The sequence below is a fragment of the Synoicihabitans lomoniglobus genome (assembly GCF_029023725.1).
GTDB lineage: Bacteria > Verrucomicrobiota > Verrucomicrobiia > Opitutales > Opitutaceae > Actomonas > Actomonas lomonigloba.
This window is the reverse complement of sequence record NZ_CP119075.1, coordinates 1,512,100-1,531,339: the sequence shown is the minus strand read 5'-3', so window position 1 is coordinate 1,531,339 and position 19,240 is coordinate 1,512,100. Positions and strand designations below refer to the sequence as shown.

Annotated in this window: 13 protein-coding genes; 10 read left to right on the top strand and 3 right to left on the bottom strand. The window is 60.7% G+C overall.

Going from position 1 to position 19,240, the window contains the following annotated elements:
* Positions 1 to 20: 20 nt before the first annotated feature.
* A complete protein-coding gene (locus tag PXH66_RS05910) occupies positions 21 to 2,096 on the top strand; it encodes a PQQ-dependent sugar dehydrogenase (protein ID WP_330930420.1) in 2,076 nt (691 codons plus the stop codon).
* 130 nt (positions 2,097 to 2,226) lie between these two features.
* On the top strand, positions 2,227 to 3,879 hold the full coding sequence (gene ggt / locus PXH66_RS05905) for a gamma-glutamyltransferase (protein WP_330930419.1): 1,653 nt from the start codon (positions 2,227 to 2,229) through the stop codon (positions 3,877 to 3,879).
* On the opposite strand, the gene PXH66_RS05900 is transcribed toward ggt, so the two are convergent.
* A complete protein-coding gene (locus PXH66_RS05900) occupies positions 3,876 to 4,862 on the bottom strand; it encodes a hypothetical protein (RefSeq protein WP_330930418.1) in 987 nt (328 codons plus the stop codon). The genes ggt and PXH66_RS05900 overlap by 4 nt on opposite strands.
* A 125-nt stretch (positions 4,863 to 4,987) precedes the next feature.
* On the opposite strand from PXH66_RS05900, the gene PXH66_RS05895 reads away from it, so the two are divergent.
* Entirely contained in the window at positions 4,988 to 5,977 is a 990-nt protein-coding gene (locus PXH66_RS05895) for an aldo/keto reductase (protein WP_330930417.1), read from the top strand.
* 172 nt (positions 5,978 to 6,149) lie between these two features.
* On the opposite strand, the gene PXH66_RS05890 is transcribed toward PXH66_RS05895, so the two are convergent.
* Both PXH66_RS05890 and PXH66_RS05885 read right to left on the bottom strand, forming a co-directional pair.
* A complete protein-coding gene (locus PXH66_RS05890; protein ID WP_330930416.1) occupies positions 6,150 to 6,539 on the bottom strand; it encodes a response regulator in 390 nt (129 codons plus the stop codon).
* Entirely contained in the window at positions 6,536 to 11,023 is a 4,488-nt protein-coding gene (locus PXH66_RS05885) for a PAS domain S-box protein (protein WP_330930415.1), read from the bottom strand. The genes PXH66_RS05890 and PXH66_RS05885 overlap by 4 nt, the downstream gene beginning before the upstream one ends.
* A 110-nt stretch (positions 11,024 to 11,133) precedes the next feature.
* On the opposite strand from PXH66_RS05885, the gene PXH66_RS05880 reads away from it, so the two are divergent.
* The 7 genes from PXH66_RS05880 (at position 11,134) to PXH66_RS05850 (ending at position 18,995) form a co-directional block, all read left to right on the top strand.
* Entirely contained in the window at positions 11,134 to 12,504 is a 1,371-nt protein-coding gene (locus PXH66_RS05880; protein ID WP_330930414.1) for a sugar transferase, read from the top strand.
* A 578-nt stretch (positions 12,505 to 13,082) separates the two neighbouring features.
* On the top strand, positions 13,083 to 14,000 hold the full coding sequence (oppB, locus tag PXH66_RS05875; RefSeq protein WP_330930413.1) for an oligopeptide ABC transporter permease OppB: 918 nt from the start codon (positions 13,083 to 13,085) through the stop codon (positions 13,998 to 14,000).
* A 50-nt stretch (positions 14,001 to 14,050) separates the two neighbouring features.
* Complete coding sequence (locus PXH66_RS05870) at positions 14,051 to 14,962, top strand: ABC transporter permease (protein WP_330930412.1); 912 nt, start codon at positions 14,051 to 14,053, stop codon at positions 14,960 to 14,962.
* Positions 14,963 to 15,238: 276 nt separating this feature from the next.
* Entirely contained in the window at positions 15,239 to 15,658 is a 420-nt protein-coding gene (locus tag PXH66_RS05865) for a type II toxin-antitoxin system VapC family toxin (RefSeq protein WP_330930411.1), read from the top strand.
* 223 nt (positions 15,659 to 15,881) lie between these two features.
* Positions 15,882 to 17,633: an ABC transporter ATP-binding protein gene (locus tag PXH66_RS05860; protein ID WP_330930410.1), complete on the top strand. Its 1,752-nt coding sequence runs from the start codon at positions 15,882 to 15,884 to the stop codon at positions 17,631 to 17,633.
* A gap of 241 nt (positions 17,634 to 17,874) precedes the next feature.
* Positions 17,875 to 18,264 (top strand): DciA family protein, encoded by a 390-nt coding sequence (locus tag PXH66_RS05855; RefSeq protein ID WP_330930409.1) that lies wholly within the window; start codon positions 17,875 to 17,877, stop codon positions 18,262 to 18,264.
* Positions 18,265 to 18,719: 455 nt separating this feature from the next.
* Complete coding sequence (locus PXH66_RS05850; RefSeq protein ID WP_330930408.1) at positions 18,720 to 18,995, top strand: FtsB family cell division protein; 276 nt, start codon at positions 18,720 to 18,722, stop codon at positions 18,993 to 18,995.
* Positions 18,996 to 19,240: the final 245 nt, after the last annotated feature.

Sequence of the window (19,240 nt, the reverse complement as noted above, 5' to 3'; positions counted from 1 at the left end):
CGCCGGGTGTCTCCACGCTCATGAATCGCTCGCTGTCACCTCTGTTATTTTTAACTGCGGCAGCGGGCGTGATCGGGACGACCAGCGCCGAGGCCAACACCCCGCTCTACCAGACCGAACCCGCCTTCGCGGAGGTTTCATTCACCAACCCGGTCGAACTGGTTTTCGCACCGGGTGAAACCGAACGCTTTTTCGTCGTCGAACGGGCGGGGCGCGTCGCCGTGGTGCGCGATCGTTACGTCCCGAAAAGAGACGTGTTCATCGATATCTCCGCGCGGTTGGGCGACTCCGCCACGGATTTCGGCCTGCTCGCGCTGGCCTTTCATCCGGACTTCGCGTCGAACGGTGAATTCTTCCTGTGGTATTCCGTCGATACCGGCAACGGCTTCGTGCAACGGCTCGGACGCTTCACGGTGGATGATCCGGCGCACGGGGTGGCTTCGCTCGACTCCGAGGTTCCCCTGATCAGTCGGCCCACCCGCATGGGCAGTCACGACGGTGGCCAAATGTTTTTCGGCGCCGACGGTTATCTGTATTTGGCAATTGGAGACGGCGACGCCCACGGCAACACCGACACCCGTGCCAGCCGCCAACGCATTGATCGCGACTTCTTCGGCATGGTCGTGCGGATCGACGTCGACCAACGCCCTGAAAATCTGATACCTCATCCCCACCCTTCGGTCCATCCCGGCACCTACCGCGTTCCCGCCGACAACCCGTTCGTGGGCGTCACCACGTATCAGGGGGAATCGTTCAACGCTGACGCCGGGCGCACCGAGATTTTTGCCTTGGGCCTGCGCAATCCGTTCCGCATGACACGCGATGCCGCGACCGGCGCCATTTGGGTCGCCGACGTCGGTTTGGATGAGCGCGAAGAGGTGAATATCATCACGGCGGGCGGCAACTACGGTTGGCCGTATCGCGAAGGGTTCGTGCCCGGTCCGGAGACCGCGCCCGCCACGGCCGACGCGCCGTTGACGGAACCCATCTGGGATTACGCGCATGATCAGGGACTGTCCCTTACCGGCGGCGTGGTGTATCGCGGCGACAAGTTTCCGGAGTTCGAGGGCGCGTATTTGTGCGCCGATTTCGTCAGTGGTCGGATCTGGGCGCTGTTTCAAACCGGCGAGTCGCCCGTGCCTGATCGCAACGTCATCGAGATCGCGCAAGAAGACTGGATTGTGGATTTCACCACCGATCCGCTCACCGGCGACGTGCTTATTTGTGATCTGAATCAAAGCCAGTTGCAGCGACTCGCCCGCACTGCGCCTTCCGGCGGACTGGTCAATCTCTCCGCCCGGGCCCGCGTCGGCCAGAATGACGACGTGCTCATCCCGGGGTTCGTGATCAACGACGGCCCCAAACGCGTCCTGATTCGCGGCGTGGGGCCGGCGCTCCGATCCGCTCCTTTCAACATCGGCGACGCGTTGACCGTTCCTCAACTCTCGTTGTTTCAGGGCACCACGCCCCTCTCGTCCAACTCCGATTGGACCGCGTCGCCGGATGCGATCGCACTCCGCGTTGCGGCCGGAGCTGCGGGCGCCTTTGCCCTGCCGAACGACGGCGGCGACAGCGCGATTCTTACCACGCTGGACCCCGGTGCCTACACGGCGGTAATGGAGGGAGGCGGCGGCGAAACTGGTGTAGGTCTCGTCGAAGTCTACGACTTGGACCGCGCGACCAACGCCGGCAACCTCGCCAATCTCGCCGTGCGGGGGCGGGTCGGCGGCGGTAACGATGTGCTCACCGCCGGTTTGGTCGTTTCCGGTTCCGCCCCCCAAACGGTGCTGCTGCGCGCCGTCGGTCCGGGATTACTCACGCATGGCGTCGCGGATGCGCTCACCGACCCCGTGCTTACTTTGCTCGTCGGCAGCGAAATTATCGCGCGTAACCAGGGATGGTTTCAATCGGCGCAGGCCGAAGCCGTGCGGACGGCCGCCGCCGATGTCGGTGCGTTTCCCTTGGATGAATCAAACTCGGACAGCGCCCTGCTCATCGAGCTCGCTCCCGGTGCCTACACCCTGCAGGCGACCAGCGCCTCGGGCAGCGGTGGCGTCGCTTTGATCGAAGTTTACCAGATTAAAACCATGCCATGACATTGCCTCGCCGCCAAGCGGGTCGCAAGGTGGGCCGATGATGCGTCATGGGTTGAAACGGTTGTGCTATGGGCTGGTGCTGGGGGGCTGCGCGTGGACTTCGACGAGCGTCGCCCAACCACCCACGGTCGTGGAGTCGTCCCGCGGCATGGTGGTGTCGGCCGACGGATTCGCCTCGGCGGCCGGTATCGAGATCATGCGAGCCGGAGGCAATGCCATCGACGCCGCCGTCGCCACCGGATTCGCCCTCGCGGTCACTGTGCCCCGAGCGGGCAATCTGGGTGGCGGTGGATTCATGGTGATCCACCCGGCCGACGGTGCAGCGGTCGCGCTGGATTTTCGTGAGGTGGCCCCGGCTGCGGCTCATCGTAACATGTATCTCGACGAGAACGGCGCGGTCGCGCCAGGTCTTTCCACCGCAGGAGCCCTCGCGAGTGGCGTCCCGGGAACCGTCGCCGGGCTGGTGCACGCCTGGGGAAAATATGGTTCCGGCAACATCACTTGGGACCAAGTATTGGAACCGGCCCGCCGGCTCGCCCACGACGGATTCCCGCTGTCCGCCGACCTTGCCCAACACCTGCGCGACCACCGTGAATGGCTCGCTTCCCATGCCGAGTCCCGCCGGATATTCCTCCGCGGCGGTGACTTCTATCAACCCGACGAGCGCTTCGCGCAACCGGACTTGGCGACGACCCTGGAACGACTGCAGCACGAAGGGGCGTCAGATTTTTATCACGGTGAAACCGCTGCCTTGATCGCAAATTCCCAGACCCGCGATGGCGGAGTGATCACCTTGGCGGACCTCGGCGCCTATCGCGTGATCGAACGCCCCGTGCTGCGAGGCACGTATCGAGGTTTTGAATTCATCACCATGCCGCCGCCGAGTTCGGGCGGCATCGCCCTTCAGCAGATGCTGGGCATGCTGGAGCCGTATGACCTGCGGGCCATGGGGGCCAACTCAGCCGACCGCATCCATGTGGTGATCGAGGTCATGCGTCGTGCGTTTCGGGATCGGGCGGAATATTTGGGCGACCCCGATTTTCATGCCGTCCCGCAAGACCGTCTGACGGCCCCCGCCTACATTCGGGGATTGATGGCCGACTTCGACCCCGATCGAGCCACGCCCAGCGGCGAGCTCCGACGCGGCCTGCCTACGTGGGTCGAGTCGACCGAGACGACGCACTTTGGCGCGGTGGATGCGGCCGGAAACGTCGTCAGCTGCACCTACACGCTCAATGGCAATTACGGCAGCGGTGTGACCGTGGCGGGGGCCGGTTTTCTGCTCAACAACGAGATGGACGATTTCACCGCCAAAGTCGGGGTGAAAAACATGTTCGGTCTGCTGCAAAGTGAGGCCAACGCCATCAAGCCCGGCAAACGTCCGCTTTCCTCGATGACGCCAACAATCGTGCTGCGGGACGGTCGTCCCTTTTTGGTGACGGGGTCCCCCGGCGGCCCCTCCATCATCACCACGGTGTTACAGGTCATGCTCAACGTCATCGACCACGACATGACCTTGGCGGAGGCCGTGGCGGCGCCGCGCCTCCATCACCAGTGGCAACCCGATCGCATCACCAACGAAGCCGGATTGGCGACCGAGGAGACCTTGGCGACGTTGGAAGCGATGGGACATACCTTCGCGTTGCGAAAATTCTACGCGCTGGAGAGCGAAGCCGCCGCGCCCCGCATCGGCACCGCCAACAGCATCATGGTCAAGGATTCCGACCACTTCATCGGCGTGGCCGACCCGCGTCGGCCCAGTGCCGCCGCGATGGGCTTCTAAGCTCGATCGGCTCTGACCGCCCGCCGACGCATCGTCGTGCTCAGTAAGCACACCCCGCCCCACCACAACGCCAGCGTCGACGGTTCCGGCACTGCCGACACCGTGTAACCCAAATCCGTCAGGATACCCAACTCGATGGCGCTGAACTCCCGCACGGACGCACCGGAACTCACCGCATGGGTCATGATGTAGCCGACACTGCCGTAAAAATCCGTGTCCAAATGGCTCAAGCTACTGCCTCCGTTGTAGCTGGATGGAGAATACATGTGCACCCGCTCACCTCCGTTGGCGGCCACGGCATTGGCGCCGTTGAAATAAACATCACTGCTCACCCCGTCGGACAAAATCGTGCCGCCCTGATAATTGCCGGAGGAATCGACCAATGCGTTACCACTCGCATCGGTGAGGAACTGGTCGAAATACGAATAGGTCGTGGGATTGCCATCGAACAACCCGGCGCCGTCACTGCCGATGTAGGAGGAAAATCCCAGCACATGGGTGAGTTCGTGCATGGCCACCCGTTGAAAGTCGTAGGCCCCGGAAGAGATCGAATTATCGTAATCCCATGTGTATCCGAAATCCCACGTCATCGATCCATGGGAGGACTGTCCGGAGTGATCGCCTGACTGAATCACCTGCATGGGGAAATTGGCCTGAAACCCGGCCCCCACGTAAGTGATCCCGCCCGCCGAGGCCAAAAATCCGCTGCCGTCGCTCTGCGAGGCATTGACGGTTATTTTAACCGTGCGAGGCGCGGCAGTCGTGAAATAGTTCGCGAGCAAATTAGCTCCACTCGCCAAACTCGCTCTCCGCTCCGCGCCGAGGGTGGGGTCATTGAAGCCCGTATTGACGTCGGCGAAATCGAACTCGAACGTTAGCTGTCCCCAAGCGACGGATGTTAAGCCGCAGAATAGAGCAAAGTTACGAAAGGGGTAAACGCTCACTCCGTCCAAACTGCAAACGAATGTCGTGATGTCACGCATGAATGAAACTATTGCCGGCGAGCGGACCAACCAGCGAGCGAACCACCGTGTTTAACAGTTGGCGGCGGTGAGACCGAAAAAGTCGTGCGGGAGGCAAGTGCGCCGTGATTAAACTCTCGGCAAAGATGAAATACCGCAAATTCGGCCACCACGACCTCACGACATCCGAAATCGGCTACGGCGCCTGGGCCATCGGCGGCTCCTGGGGCGCTCAGGACGACACCGACTCCCTTGCCGCGTTGCATCGGGCGCTCGACCTGGGCTGCACGTTCATCGACACCGCCGCCGGTTACGGCAACGGCCGCAGCGAAAAGCTGATCGGGCAGGTGCTGCGCGAACGAAAAGCCGCCGGTAAAACGGAGTCCATTTTCGTGGCCACCAAAACGCCTCCGGCCGATGGCGAGTGGCCGCCCTCCCCGTATTGCCAAGCCGAGGACCGCTATTCCGAAGCGTATCTGCGCGCCAATATCGCGGAACGACTCGACTGCCTGGGCACCGACAAAATCGATCTCTTGCAACTGCACACTTGGACGCGAGCGTGGAACCGTAATCCCACGCCGTTCAAGATCCTGCGACAATTGCAGACCGAGGGTAAAGTCGGGCTCATCGGGGTCTCCACGCCGGAACAGGATCAAAACAGCGTGATTGATCTCATGCGCGGCGGCTGGGTCGATTCCGTGCAGGTCATCTACAATATTCTCGAACAAGAACCGGCGGCCGAGCTGCTCGAAGTCGCCGCGGAATGCGGGGTCGGCATCATCGTTCGCGTCGCGTTTGACGAAGGTGCCTTGACCGGGAAATTCAGTGCCGACACCACGTTCGATGCCGACGATTTTCGCGCCGACTATTTTGCGGGGGACCGGATGGCGCGCGTCGTCAAACGCGTCGAAGCCATCAAGGCCGACGTCGCGGACTCGGGCTACACCATGCCGCAGGCCGCTTTAAAATTCGTGTTGTCCCACCCGGCAGTCAGTTTGGTCATTCCTGGTATTCGCACCGTCGCCCAAGCCGAGGCCAACTGCGGTGTCAGCGACCTGCCGGAAATGCCTGACGAATTGCTGGTCAAGCTACGCCAACACAACTGGCGTCGCGGTGTGTGGTATGGTGGCAAGTGAGCGACTTGCGAGAACCCGCCGCCCCATCACCCGTAGGAGCGGCGCTCGCGCGCGATAATCCTGCCTCCCCGCGTGCTGACCGTCATCAACTCACGACCCAAGCTCCGTCGCGTTCGTCATGCGCCACCGCGCGCTGCGTCGCCTTGGATACAGTTCCCGCGCCGAAAGCGCGTCACTCCGCCGATTCCGGTCGTTCGGGTAAATACCGCCGCACCGTATCGACGAACGTCATCGGATCAAAGGGCTTGGCGATGTAATGGCAGAAGCCACTTTCCATCGCCCGTTGTTGATGGTCGCGTTGCGCGTAGGCCGACGAAGCGATGATCGGGATCGACCGAGTTTTTTCGTCACGTTGCAATCGCTGCGCCGTTTCGAACCCATCCATCACCGGCATGAGCAGATCCATCAAAATCAGGTCCGGTTCCTGAGAAGCGACGGCAGCCAGGCACTCCAAGCCGTTTTCGACGTGGGTCACGGTCATACCAGCCTGTTCGAGCAGGAAACGAACGAGATACAGGTTCGTCTCGTTGTCTTCAACAACCAGAATATTCGGATGCTTCATGATGGCAGGATGGGTGGCGTCGACTCTCCGTAGGACTCGGGCAAATGCTGCGGAATCCAAAAATAGAAGTTCGAGCCCTGACCGGTCTCACTGTCGACGCCAATCCGCCCGCCCAACATGGTCACCAGTTTTCGGCTCAGATACAGCCCCAACCCGGTGCCTTCAAATCGGCGCTGGGCCGATCCGTCGACTTGGCGAAACGCTTCGAACAAACGATCGCGTTTGTCCATGGGTATGCCGGGACCAGTGTCCCGCACCTCAAACTTCACGCCCTCGCCCTCCACACCTAAACGCACGGTCACCTGACCGGACTCCGTGAACTTCACCGCGTTGTTGGCGAGGTTGACGAGCACCTGATAAATCCGCCCGCGATCGCTGATTATCCTTAAATCGGATACGTCGTTCACGACGACAAACGCCAGATTTTTGACCATGACCATCGGTTGAAGGGTGTCCGCCAGTTCCTGCAGCACTTCCCCCGGATCGAACGTTTCGATGTTCAAGCGCATGCGGCCGGCCTCGATTTTCGATAGGTCCAACAAATCATTGATGAGGGTGAGCAGGTGTTTGCCCGAGGCGTGCACGCGTTTGATCTGCGCCGACTGTTCCGCATTCAGGGGACCCGCCATGCCTTCCTTCAAAATGGTGCTGAAGCCGATGATCGAGTTGAGCGGCGTGCGGAGCTCGTGACTCATGGTCGCCAGAAACTCCGTCTTCAACCGGTCGACTTCACGCAGGCGATCATTGGCCTGCAGCAGTTCTTTTGTGCGCTCGGCCACCCGCCGTTCGAGCCCGGCATTGAGGGCACGAATCTCCCGCTCCGCCGTCACCCGTTGCGTCACGTCCTCGATAATCGAGATCACCCCGATCATCCGTCCCCGGTCGTCGCGCAACACCGTGCTATACCAATCGCACACGATCTCCCGACCGTCCCGGGTCAGGTTCACCACCTGCGGCACGTGGCCGATGCGATTGCGGGCAAGATCACGCCAGATCCGGCGCATCCGGGTGCGATCACGTTCGGGCACCAACAGGTGTCCGGGCAGTTCGGCGGCTTCCTCCTGGCTATAGCCAAACATCTGCTCGGCCGCTCGATTCCATCCGATGATTTTGATGCTTCGATCCCAATCCACCACCCCCAGCGGTGCCCCTTCCACAAACAAGCGCAGTCGTTCGCGGGATCGGTCCAAAGCCTGTTCCGCCCGCACTTGCTCGGTGACATCTTCGATCAACGAAATCACCCCGTTGATGCGTTGGTCGGCATCCTTGATCGCGGTGTTGTGCCAGTTGCAATAAATGGTTCGACCGTCCTTGGTTCGACACTCGAGTCGATCGAGGCGCGCCCGCGCCATGTTCAAGGTTTCCTTCATCGTTCGCCGCACGAATGCCCGATTCCGTTCCGTCACCATGAACCACCCCTGCTTGCCCACGACCTCCGCTTCGCTGTATCCAAAAATACGGACGGCCGCCGGGTTCCACGCCCGAATGCATCCTTTGCGATCCCAATCGATGGCGGCCAAGGGAGCGTTTTGAATCAGCAAGCGCACGCGCTCCTGCGACGCTTCGATTTCCATCTCGATCAGATTGCGGGACTGAGCCTCCAAAATGGAGGAAACCAAATCCGTCAGCGCCCCCAGAAATATCTGTTCGTCTTCGCTCCACGTTCGCGGGGCACCCACCGCTTCGACGCAAATAACCGCCACGACGCGATCCCGCATCCTGACCGGCGCATCCAACAGCGACCAAATATCGTGTGGTTTGAAATAGCTCGCGGTGAACACTTCCGCGCGGGCATCGGTCCGCGCATGGGGTAGCGAAAGCACGCGTTCCGTTTCCAACGCCTCGAAATAGGGTTCGTGTCCCTCGCGCAGGATGGACCCCACAAATTCATGCCGGTCCTCCCCGCGCACGAACAGGTTGTGCAAATCAATCCGTTCCGGGTCTTCACGGAACAGCCACACGCTGCTGCGCTCCACGTCCAGCGCCTGCGCACAAATTTTGGTCAACTCGCGCAACGCAATATCCGGGTTTTCCTTGATCAACGGATTGGTCGCGAGTCCGCGCAGCGCGGTGTTGAACCGATGCAAACGCTGTGACCGCTCCATCATCTGCGCCTCGGCCTGGCGCCGCGCGATCGTCTCCAATTGCAGGGAAATCACATCCGCCACCGCCGCCAAAAACAGCCGATCGTCTTCCGTCCAATTTCGCGCCAGGTCGGATTCCTGCACTTCCAACATCCCCACGATGCGATCCCGCGACACGATGGCGGTGTTGAGCAACGTCAGGGCCGGCAACTCGTCGATGTTACCGTTCAGATAGTTGCGATAGTCTTCGTCGCGCGTGGTGTCGGGGACCACGATCGTGCGCTCGTGTCGCAACCGCCGAATCAGGTTGAGGGACGGATCACCTCGCAACGCCACGCCGGGCGCATGCTTGTTTTTCCGAGCCAGATATACGGCGACCCGCTCAAATCCATCTCCCTCGTCCCGCGTTCCCACGAGCCGCAGCACCGCGAATTCCGCCTCCAGCGCTTCGGCGCACAGCTTGGTGACCGGTCGAAACCAGCGTTCGACTTCGTCCGAGCGGCCCAACTCCTCCGCGATCCTCGCGATCGATCTCCCCTGACGGGCCAGACGACGCGTTTGATCATGCAATTTAATTTCCGCTTGAAAGCGCGCCTCACGCTCGCGTTGCAGCGCGACAATGTCGGCCATGCCGCCGGCGAGGATTTCGTCCTCCGTCGTCCATCGGCGCTTCGGCTCGATCATCTGAAACGAGAAAAAACCGTTCAGTTTGCCTGCGGCAAATACACCGACATCCAGCAGCGCCAAACGCGTAGTCAAAGGCACGCGATCGCGGTGGAGGCTCAGAGTGCGCGGGTCCGTCCTCGTATCTTCGACAATGACGCGTCCGTCCCGCCTCATCGCCTCCGTATACTCGGGAAAAGCCTCCGACCCGAAATCCGGCAGTTCAAAATATTGCTTTTCTTCCCGATTGTAACCGACGACCAATCGGAACTGCTGCGTGACACCATCGAAGCTCCACACCGCGGCGGTGCTGACTTCCATCGCGTCACAACAGTCCCGGGTGAATTCGCGAAAAATCGCGGTGGCTTCGCCCCCCGTGCGGGCCACCAGTTCCGCCCCTCGAATCATCGCCGTATTGGCTCGCCGAATACGATCCGCCCGCTGGCCCGATTCACGCTGCGCCTCCCGCAAGGCCACTTTCCGCCCGCGCACCCGTCGCGCCATGGCCGTGAACTGCTGAGCCAGAGACGCGATCTCGACCGGCGCGCCGGTGGAAGCGAACACTTCGCCCTCGTCTCCCTCCAAATTTGCGACCTCGCGTGTGAGTCTACGCAGCGGTCGGGTAAGCCTAACCGATACGACCCACGACACCACGAGCCCCCCCAACGCGACCAGACTCAACGCGATCCAGGTGCGGCGGGGCTCGAACCCGAGCCCGTGACGCACGGCCGTCATCGGCATGGCCGCAACCACCAACCAACGGGGTTGTTGAGGTCCGCCGTGCAGCCGAGAGCTGACCAGATAATCCTCATCGCCCAGAGCCAACAAGGAGACCGATCCCTCAATCGTTTCTGAAGCGTCGAAGTTGCCCTCCTTTGTTTCCGACATACCGGCCACGATTGAATCAACATCCAGGTCTCCTCGTCTCGCTCCCGCCACGGCAAGGTTCTCGGCATGAGCAATCACGCGCCAGCTGCCGTCCGTGCGTTCTTCGATGACAAACATATGGCCCAAAATGTCGCGCTGCATTTCCCGCCCGAACGCGGCAAGTGCGGCCGGGTCGAGGCTTACATCCACAACACCGATCACTGCTCCCGTGGAGTCGCGCAACGGAGCAGCCAAAGGCACCCCGAAGGACGCCGTCGCTTCCTCGTCGCCCGCCGACCCATCAGAATCGATCCACCCCGCCCGCTCCATTTTTATCGCCTCTTGGTAAATCGGACGTTCGCGCGCATCAAACTCCCCCCCGCGAGCGAGGGTTTCCGCGGTGAGGCGACCGGAGGTGTTCACCGCTGCTTCAAAAATTCTCACGGTTCCGTCCGCCGCGGTTTCGTAGCTGCGCAGCATCACACGGTCATCGGCTCCCCGGTGTAGAAACGCATAATCGCCGGACGTGCTCACGGTATAGCCCACCTGGCTCAGCGATGGCTCGACGAGAAACCGCGGGGCCAAGGCGAGCATCATATCGCGCGGCGTGCTCTCACCGACCGCCTCATCCGCGCTTAGCGCTGCCATCGCCTCGCGGAATCGAATCACCCGGTCGGTTAGCTCCCGCGCCTCCCTGACGGTTTGTTGCAGTTCTTGTTCGACCAACGTCTCGGCAAACGTGCGTCCGATACGCTCCTCACTATGACGGTTGAGCATCGCCATTGCGAGGCAGCCCACGACCACCATTCCCCCCATCGCCGCCGCCACCCGGAACTGGAATCCATCAATCCTCAAACGGGGCAGCAGCATCAATCTGGGGAATTTGGCCGGAGTGACCCAAAATGCAATCATTGCCAGAACGAGGGAACGCCCCCACGTTTGCCCGAAATGCTCGTGGCTTTCGCCGCCCTGAATTCGCCATGCTGACCCACTCCCGTCGCACCCGCTCCTCTCTCGGCCAGATTGCCGACGCCGGGTTGTTCATGCTGGCGCTGGCCTCCGCCTACACGCTGCGGGCGTATTTCCCGTGGGGAAACCTGCCGGCGTTGGAGGGCATCGAGGATTACTTGTGGCTCTTCCCCTGGGTCGGCGGACTCGGCGCGATCATGCTGCGCCAGCAGGGACTCTATGCTCAGCCCCGTCTTACGTCCCGCCTCGGCATCATGCTGATCATCGTGCGGGCGTGCTTGTTCACGGTGCTCGGCACGATTCTGTTGCTGTTCCTGCTGCGCGCCCAGTTTGCCCGGTCCGTCGTCATCCTCGTGGGCGGTTTCGGCGGACTCTTGATTTACGGGCGCCACGAGTTGACCCGCTGGAGCACCGGCGACCCACGTTGGCAACGACGCGTTCTGTGGCTCGGCACCGCCGTCGAAAACCAACGCGCCCAAGCATCGCTCTCGGCCATGGAACGCGAAGCACTCATCACGGTCGCCACCGCTGATCCCGGTCAAACGGCGGCTTCGGCGTTCGTGGAGCTGCTTCATGAGCAGGAAATCGACGCCGTCATCGCCAGTCTCGGCGAGGTCGATCGCGCGAGCGTGGCGCCGCTGCTCGAAGCCTGCGAACGGGAGGGCATCGAACTGCTCGTGCGGCCCGGCCTGCCGCTGGGATCGGCCTGGCGGCTGACGGTCGACGAATTTGGCGGCGAACCCGTGCTCTACGTGCGCCCACAGGACGTTGCCCCGACCGCCTTGGTAATTAAGCAAGGTTTTGACTATCTCATCGCCCTCATCGCGATCGTGGTGGCAGCGCCTCTCATGGCGGTCATTGCCGTCGCCATCAAACTCACCTCCGGCGGCCCCATCCTCTTTCGCCAACCGCGTGGCGGTCGCAACGGTCGGACCTTTGCCATGCTCAAATTTCGCTCGATGCGCGAAGGAGCGGAGTCCGAACGAGCCGACCTCGCCGACCGCAATCAATTGAACGGCCCGGCCTTCAAGCTGACCGACGACCCCCGAGTAACGCCCCTCGGACGCATCCTGCGCCGCCACAGCTTGGATGAATTGCCCCAACTCTGGAACGTGCTGCGCGGGGAAATGAGCCTGGTCGGCCCGCGCCCGCTGCCGGTCAGCGAAGTGGCGGCCATTGCCGATGGCGCCGACCGCCGCCGATTGAGCGTCAAACCGGGAATTACCGGACTTTGGCAAATCAGCGGACGCAGTGACATCGCCGACTTCGCCGACTGGGTGCGGCTGGACCTCGCCTACATCGACCAATGGAGTCTCTGGTTGGACTGCAAAATCCTGCTCGGCACGATCCCCGTAGCCATCTTCGGCCGGGGAGCGTCGTAAAATTGACGATCGAATCCCAGATTCAAGGTAGGGCGTGCTCGCCGAGCGCGCCGCCGATGACGGACCGCAGAGCGAAACCATGGTGTCTGGAAACGGCGGTTTCGGCGAAACCGCCCTACCCTCAATTCCGCCCCAAGATTTTAACGCCAAGCCGCTAAGCTCGCAAAGAGGACTTCGAGGCAGAGCACCACTCGCCGCGCCTTCGCGCCTTTACGTTGAAAAAGAATCCTTTTTCAAGGTAGGGCGTGCTCGCCGAGCGCGCCTTGATTGACGGACCGCAGAGCGAAACCACGGTGCCTGGAAACGGCGGTTTCGGCGAAACCGCCCTACCCGCAATTCCGCCCCAAGATTTTAACGCCAAGCCGGTAAGCCGGTAAGCTCGCAAAGCGGACTCCGAGGCAGCGCACCACTCGCCGCGCCTTTGCGCCTTTGCGTTGAAAAAAAACGGCATCGGTGTGGCTCGTCGCCCGCCGAGCCCGCGGGCCTAATCGCCCCATAACGTGTTTTTGTGCTTTTGGTGGCTCAACATGGCTATCTAATCGCCTTGGTTTACGGTTTCGTCACCTTCACCCTCCATTATGTTTAGATTCATCGCCCGCCGTCTGCTCGAGACCATCCCGGTCCTGCTCATCATCATCACGGCGACTTTTTTCATGATCCGGTTTGTGCCGGGCGGCCCTTTCACCTCCGAAAAAGCGGTCACTCCGGAAATCAAAGCCAATCTCGAAGCGCATTACGGTTTGAACAAACCGCTCTACGCCCAGTATTTCGACTATCTGGGCAGCTTGCTGAAAGGTGACCTCGGCCCGTCGTTCAAGTATCCCAACCGCACCGTCAACGAGATCATTTTCGACAAACTGCCGGTCTCGCTGGAGTTGGGGCTGACGTCGCTCGCCGTCGCTTTGATTCTCGGCATCACCCTCGGCGTCATCGCCGCCGTGAAGCGCAACACCTGGTGGGATTACCTGAGCTCCTCCATCGCCATGACCGGAATATGCATCCCAACGTTCGTATTGGGCCCCGTATTGGTGCTGTTTTTTGCGATCTACCTGGGTTGGTTCAACGCCTCCGGTTGGTATACGAGCTACGACCGCGTGCTGCCGGCCGCCACGTTGGGGCTCGTTTATTCCGCCTACGTCGCCCGTCTCACCCGGGGTGGCATGCTGGAAATCCTCAACCAGGACTACATTCGCACCGCCCGCGCCAAAGGTGCCAGCGAGACCCGCGTGATTCTGCGTCATGCCCTGCGCGGCGGTCTGCTCCCCGTCGTGTCGTTTCTCGGCCCAGCCATCGCCGGTATTCTCACCGGTTCGTTTGTGATTGAGACGATTTTCCAAATCCCGGGCCTCGGCCGCGAGTTCGTGAACAGCGCTTTCAATCGCGACTACACCCTGGTGCTCGGAACGGTGATCCTCTACGCGACCCTCATCATCACACTGAACCTGATCGTCGATGTCGTGCAGGTGCTGCTGAACCCCAAACTCAAGTTCGAGTAAGCCGGTAACCGATCCGCTTCTTACTTCCTACTTCTTACTTCCTACTTGAAATGACGCTCTCTCCCACCGCCGACAAACTTCCCGCCGGGATTCCCGCCGTCGAAGATCTCGAACAAGGCAGCTCCCTCTGGCGCGACGCCTGGCATCGTTTGGCCAAAAACAAAATCGCCGTCTTCGGCGGCACCGCCCTCATCGTGCTGGCGGTCGCGTGTATCGTCGGTCCTTGGCTCAGCCCCTATGGCTACGAGGACAATAACCTCAACAACACGTTTTCACCACCCTCCGCCGCGCACTGGCTCGGCACCGATCAACTCGGACGTGACTTGCTCGTGCGTCTCCTCGTCGGCGGCCGCATTTCCATCGGCGTCGGCCTTTGCGCCACCTTCGTCGCGCTGACCATCGGCGTCGTCTACGGCGCAGTGGCGGGCTTCTTCGGCGGCAAAACCGACTCCGTCATGATGCGCATCGTCGACATCATGTATGCCCTGCCCTTCACGATTTTCGTGATCCTGCTGATGGTGTTTTTCGGGCGTCACATCTGGCTGCTGTTCCTCGCCATCGGCGCAGTGGAATGGCTCACCATGGCGCGCATCGTGCGCGGCCAGATCATGTCGCTTAAGAAGATGGAATTCATCGAGGCCGCCCGTTCGCTCGGCATCGGCAAACGGCGCATCATTTTCCGCCACATGATTCCCAACGTGCTGGGCCCGATCATCGTCTACACTACGCTCACGATCCCAGCGGTTATGTTGCTCGAAGCGTTTCTCAGCTTCCTCGGCCTCGGCGTGCAGCCCCCGCTCAGCTCCTGGGGCGTGCTCATCAAGGACGGCGCCGAGAAAATGGAAGAATACCCGTGGCTGCTCATGTTCCCCGGCGCGGTGTTCTCGCTGACCTTGTTCTCGCTCAACTTCCTCGGTGACGGCCTGCGCGACGCGCTGGATGTCCGTTCTTCCAAAGACTGATTCGCCCCGACGTATTGACATTCTGCCACTTGCGTAATACGCAATCAGGCATGCCTACGGTAACCGTAAAAATGACTCCGGCGCAGCACTCTCGGCTGCAACAGGAAGCCAAGAAACGCCATACCACTCACTCGGCGTTATTGCGTGAAGCATTTGAACAATGGAACCCGAGCGCTTCCAACCAGCCCCGATCATTGGCCCAAAAAGCGGCCCACCTGATAGGCTCAATCGAGGGTCCCGGCGACTTGTCTTTGCAGTCCAAATCCATGACAGGGTATGGCCTCCCCGATCATCGTTGATACCGGACCGTTGGTGGCTCTGCTTGATCGGCGTGACCACCATCACACGTGGGCCAAATCTCAATTAATGACGATGCAGGCTCCCATGCTTACCTGCGAATCGGTTCTGGCTGAAACCGCCTTTCTCCTCCGTCAGCATGACCGGGGATTGCGCCGATGGGCCGCGTTGGTAACTGATGAAATTGTGCAGCTATCATTCTCGATGTCCGACCAGTTTGAATCGCTGGTTTCACTCCTCGCGAAGTATCAGGACACCCCGATGTCCTTGGCCGACGCCTGTATTGTCCGCATGAGCGAACTCCACTCTCACGCCTCGGTGTTCACCACCGATTCAGATTTCTTTCACTACCGGCGCAATGGTCGCAGCGTGATCTCTCTCATTCATCCCGACCGATAGAGGCAACGCCGCCTTCTCCTCCGCTTGACCCATGCCCTCTCTTTCAGACCTAAAACGTAGGAGCGCGCTGGCGCGCGATGAACCCAGTGCGTTGGTCCTGAAAGGAAAATGCCATCGCGCGCCAGCCCGCTCCTACATGGTGACCGCGCCGGAACCCGCCCGAAACTATCCGACCCGTTGCGAGATACCTCGCCGCGCCACCCTCCGCTCGACTTTATAAACCATGGGCCAATTCCAGCGCCTCCGGCCCTACTTCCGCTACCTGAAGGCGGTGCGGCAACAGATCGCCATCGCGATCTTTTGTGCGATCGTCTACGGCGTCAGCAGCGGCGCCGCCCTGCCGGCCCTGACGGAATACGTTTTCCCCAAGATCTTCAGCGACACCGGCGGGCTCCCCATGGGTCAGGTGATCCTGATCGCGGCGGCCATCCCGCTCGCGTTCCTCTTGCGGGCGGTCAGCGGCTACCTCCAAACCTATTTCACGCAATCGGCCGGCGTGCGTATCCTGGAGTTTCTGCGACTCGATTACTTCGGTGCATTGCAACGTTTACCGCTCTCGTTCGTGCAAAACCGTCAGACCGGCGATCTCATTTCCCGTGGCCTGGCCGACACCGCTCAACTGCAGTTCACGCTGACCCAACTGGCCAACGACGGCGTCAAACAACCCGTCGTGCTCGTCGCCGCGCTCGGTTATCTCACCTACCTCGGCTTCACCAAAGAAGGGGTGCCGATTCTTCTGCTGGGGATGCTCGTCGTGCCGCTCTCCGTGCTCCCCATCCGCTACATCGGTCGCAAAGTCATCAAGCGCGCGCAGCAGTTCCAAGCCCAGCTGGGCTCGGTCACGGGCATCTTTTCAGAAAACCTTTCCGCCGCCCGCGAAGTCCGCGCGTTCGGCCTCGAAGAACGCGAAACCCAACGCTTCAGCGCCCTCACCTCCGCCCTCGTGATTTCACAGATGAAGATCGTGAAATACGCGCAAGCGCTCAGTCCCGCCATCGAGTTTCTGGCCGCCACCGGCATTGGCCTCACCTTCGTATTGGCCTACGAAACCGGCGTCGGCGTCGGCACTTTTAACGCCATCATCATCGCCCTCTACATGGCGTATGATCCGATCAAAAAAATCGGCAACCTGAACAACGAACTTAAGCGCGGCACCGCCGCTCTCGAACGCCTCGAAGTCGTGCTCAACGAACCTGTGGCGATTACCGATCCCGAGACGCCCACCGAACTCACCCGAGCGCGCGGTGACCTCGCCTTCGAGAATGTCGCCTTCGCCTACCGCGACGGCGAGCTCGTTCTGCGCGACGTCGACGTGCGTATCCCGGCCGGCACGGTATGCGCACTCGTCGGACCAAGTGGGGCCGGCAAATCCACCTTCGCGAACCTCGTGCCCCGCTTCTACGAAGTCGGCAGCGGTGCGGTCAAAATTGACGGTATCGATGTGCGCGACTTCCGCCTCAACGACCTGCGCCAACAGATCGCCATCGTCTCGCAGGAAGCCGTTCTCTTCAACGATACGGTCTACGCCAACATCCTGCTGAGCCGTCCACAGGCGACCCGCCAACAAGTGCAGGCCGCCGCTGAAGCCGCCTTTGCGCACGACTTTATCACGGCGCTGCCCAACGGCTACGACACCATGGTCGGAGAACGCGGCGCCGCCCTCTCCGGCGGACAACGCCAGCGCCTCGCCCTGGCCCGCGCCTTCCTGCGCGACGCGCCCATTCTCATTCTCGACGAGGCCACCAGCGCGCTGGACAGCGAAAGCGAAGCCTTCATCCAACAAGCGCTGCGCAAACTCGTCGTCGGCAAAACCGTGCTGATCATCGCCCACCGCTTCAGCACCATCCGCGACGCGTCGAAAATCCTCGTCTTCGACCGCGGCGAACTCGCCGCCTCCGGCACCCACGCCGAACTCATCGCCGACAACCCCCTCTACCGCACCCTCTACGAACGCCAAGCGACGCTGACCGAGTGAACCGGATCGAAGGCAGACTTTACACGAAGGCCGCAAAGACCGCCAAGCACCACACCGCATCGCTTTGCGAACTTAGCGTTCTTGGTGTAAAAACATCCGCCGAATTTTAACGCAAAGTCGCTGAGCCGCAAAGGCCAGCTTGATGGATAAAATAACTTAGCGACCTTCCCGTCTTCGCGTCTCTGCGTTAAAACTCCGCCTGTCTTGAAACTTGGACTTTGATCCTTGTTACTTCTCCGCCATGCCCCGTCGTGATCCCGACCATTTCAGTAAACTCGCCAATGATCTCATTGCCGATTTTCGCGGATTGCCCAACGACGAACCCCGGCGGCAAATCAAGCGTCCCACGCAGTCGGCGGCCAACATCATCGAAGGCATCGTCGGCAAATACGGCATCGGCCAAGGCTCCCCTGAACAGTCTCTCCGCGACCGCTGGGCGGAGCTGGTGACACCGACGTTAGCCGCTTACTCTCACGTCGTGGAGATCAGCAAATCCGGCTGGCTCGTCGTCATGGTGACCAACTCAGTCGCCAAACAGGAACTCTCGAATAACCGCCGCGTATTCCTCCCCAAGATCAAAGCCGTCCCCGGCTGCGGCACCATCAAAGGCCTCACCTTCCGCGCCGGTTAAAACGTGCTCGATTCGAGCGGAATTTTTAACGCAAAGCCGCGAAGCCGGTAAGGGCGCCAAGAAGAACACTCAATCCGTGTCCATCTGCGTTCATCCGAGATTCCGCAGTTGGATTTTACAGAAGGCAACGAAGAGCACGAAGCTGGAACGAGTTGCAGGCGATTATGGGCATCGATTCATTCACCTGTAAGGTGAGTTGCATGCCATGCAGTTTAATCGATTTAACTCACTTTATTACAACGCTTTGTTAACTTTGTTACCTTCTGTGAACTGCGTTAATTGGGTTCATCTGTGGTTTCCAACGAAACCGCATGGCCTCCGTCCGCGTTTGGAACTTGAAACTTGATCGGTTGATACGTGCGCGGTCCAACCGCGCTTTCGCGCCTTTGCGTTAAAAACTCGGTATTCCCAATCCTCGACTTGCGACCGACGCCATCCCCCCTTCGACTATTACCGTGAAGCGACTGGTAACGATCGTATTGGCTTTGGTGTTCGTGGCGATGGCTGCGGGCTCAACGACGTTTTTCCTGCAAACCAAAGCCGAATACGACCAACGCCTGGAAACCGAACGCCTCACCGCCGAACGCCTTCGCATCGCCGAGACCCGCCTGCGCGAACAAGAGGAAATGCTGCAACGCCTCCGCACCGACCCGACCTATGTCGAGCTCATCATCCGCCGCCGCCTCGGCTACGCCAAACCCAACGAACTCGTCTTCCGCTTCGAAAATTAAGGGCGACGGGACACAGAGAGGGAACGGTTCTACTTGTTCCGAATTGTAGGGGCTTCGCTTGCGAAGACCGTGACTCGCGAGGGAGGTTCTGTGCGTTGGTCGACGAAGCGGTCGTCGCGTGCAAAGCGCCACCGCATTCATCGCGAGTAAACTCGCTCCTACGTTTTCGGGGTATTCCAAGATCAGTCGTTTTCAACGGGAAGCCGCCGCGCCTTCCCCCAATTCCGAGTTTGACGCGTGTGGCT

Bases quoted from the DNA above. Each gene is read 5' to 3' on its own strand.
- PXH66_RS05910 (WP_330930420.1), top strand. From the start codon at position 21: ATGAATCGCTCGCTGTCACCTCTGTTATTTTTAACTGCGGCAGCGGGC.
- PXH66_RS05900 (WP_330930418.1), bottom strand. From the start codon at position 4,862: ATGCGTGACATCACGACATTCGTTTGCAGTTTGGACGGAGTGAGCGTT.
- PXH66_RS05895 (WP_330930417.1), top strand. From the start codon at position 4,988: ATGAAATACCGCAAATTCGGCCACCACGACCTCACGACATCCGAAATC.
- PXH66_RS05890 (WP_330930416.1), bottom strand. From the start codon at position 6,539: ATGAAGCATCCGAATATTCTGGTTGTTGAAGACAACGAGACGAACCTG.
- PXH66_RS05885 (WP_330930415.1), bottom strand. From the start codon at position 11,023: ATGCTGCTGCCCCGTTTGAGGATTGATGGATTCCAGTTCCGGGTGGCG.
- PXH66_RS05880 (WP_330930414.1), top strand. From the start codon at position 11,134: ATGCTGACCCACTCCCGTCGCACCCGCTCCTCTCTCGGCCAGATTGCC.
- oppB (WP_330930413.1), top strand. From the start codon at position 13,083: ATGTTTAGATTCATCGCCCGCCGTCTGCTCGAGACCATCCCGGTCCTG.
- PXH66_RS05870 (WP_330930412.1), top strand. From the start codon at position 14,051: ATGACGCTCTCTCCCACCGCCGACAAACTTCCCGCCGGGATTCCCGCC.
- PXH66_RS05865 (WP_330930411.1), top strand. From the start codon at position 15,239: ATGGCCTCCCCGATCATCGTTGATACCGGACCGTTGGTGGCTCTGCTT.
- PXH66_RS05860 (WP_330930410.1), top strand. From the start codon at position 15,882: ATGGGCCAATTCCAGCGCCTCCGGCCCTACTTCCGCTACCTGAAGGCG.
- PXH66_RS05855 (WP_330930409.1), top strand. From the start codon at position 17,875: ATGCCCCGTCGTGATCCCGACCATTTCAGTAAACTCGCCAATGATCTC.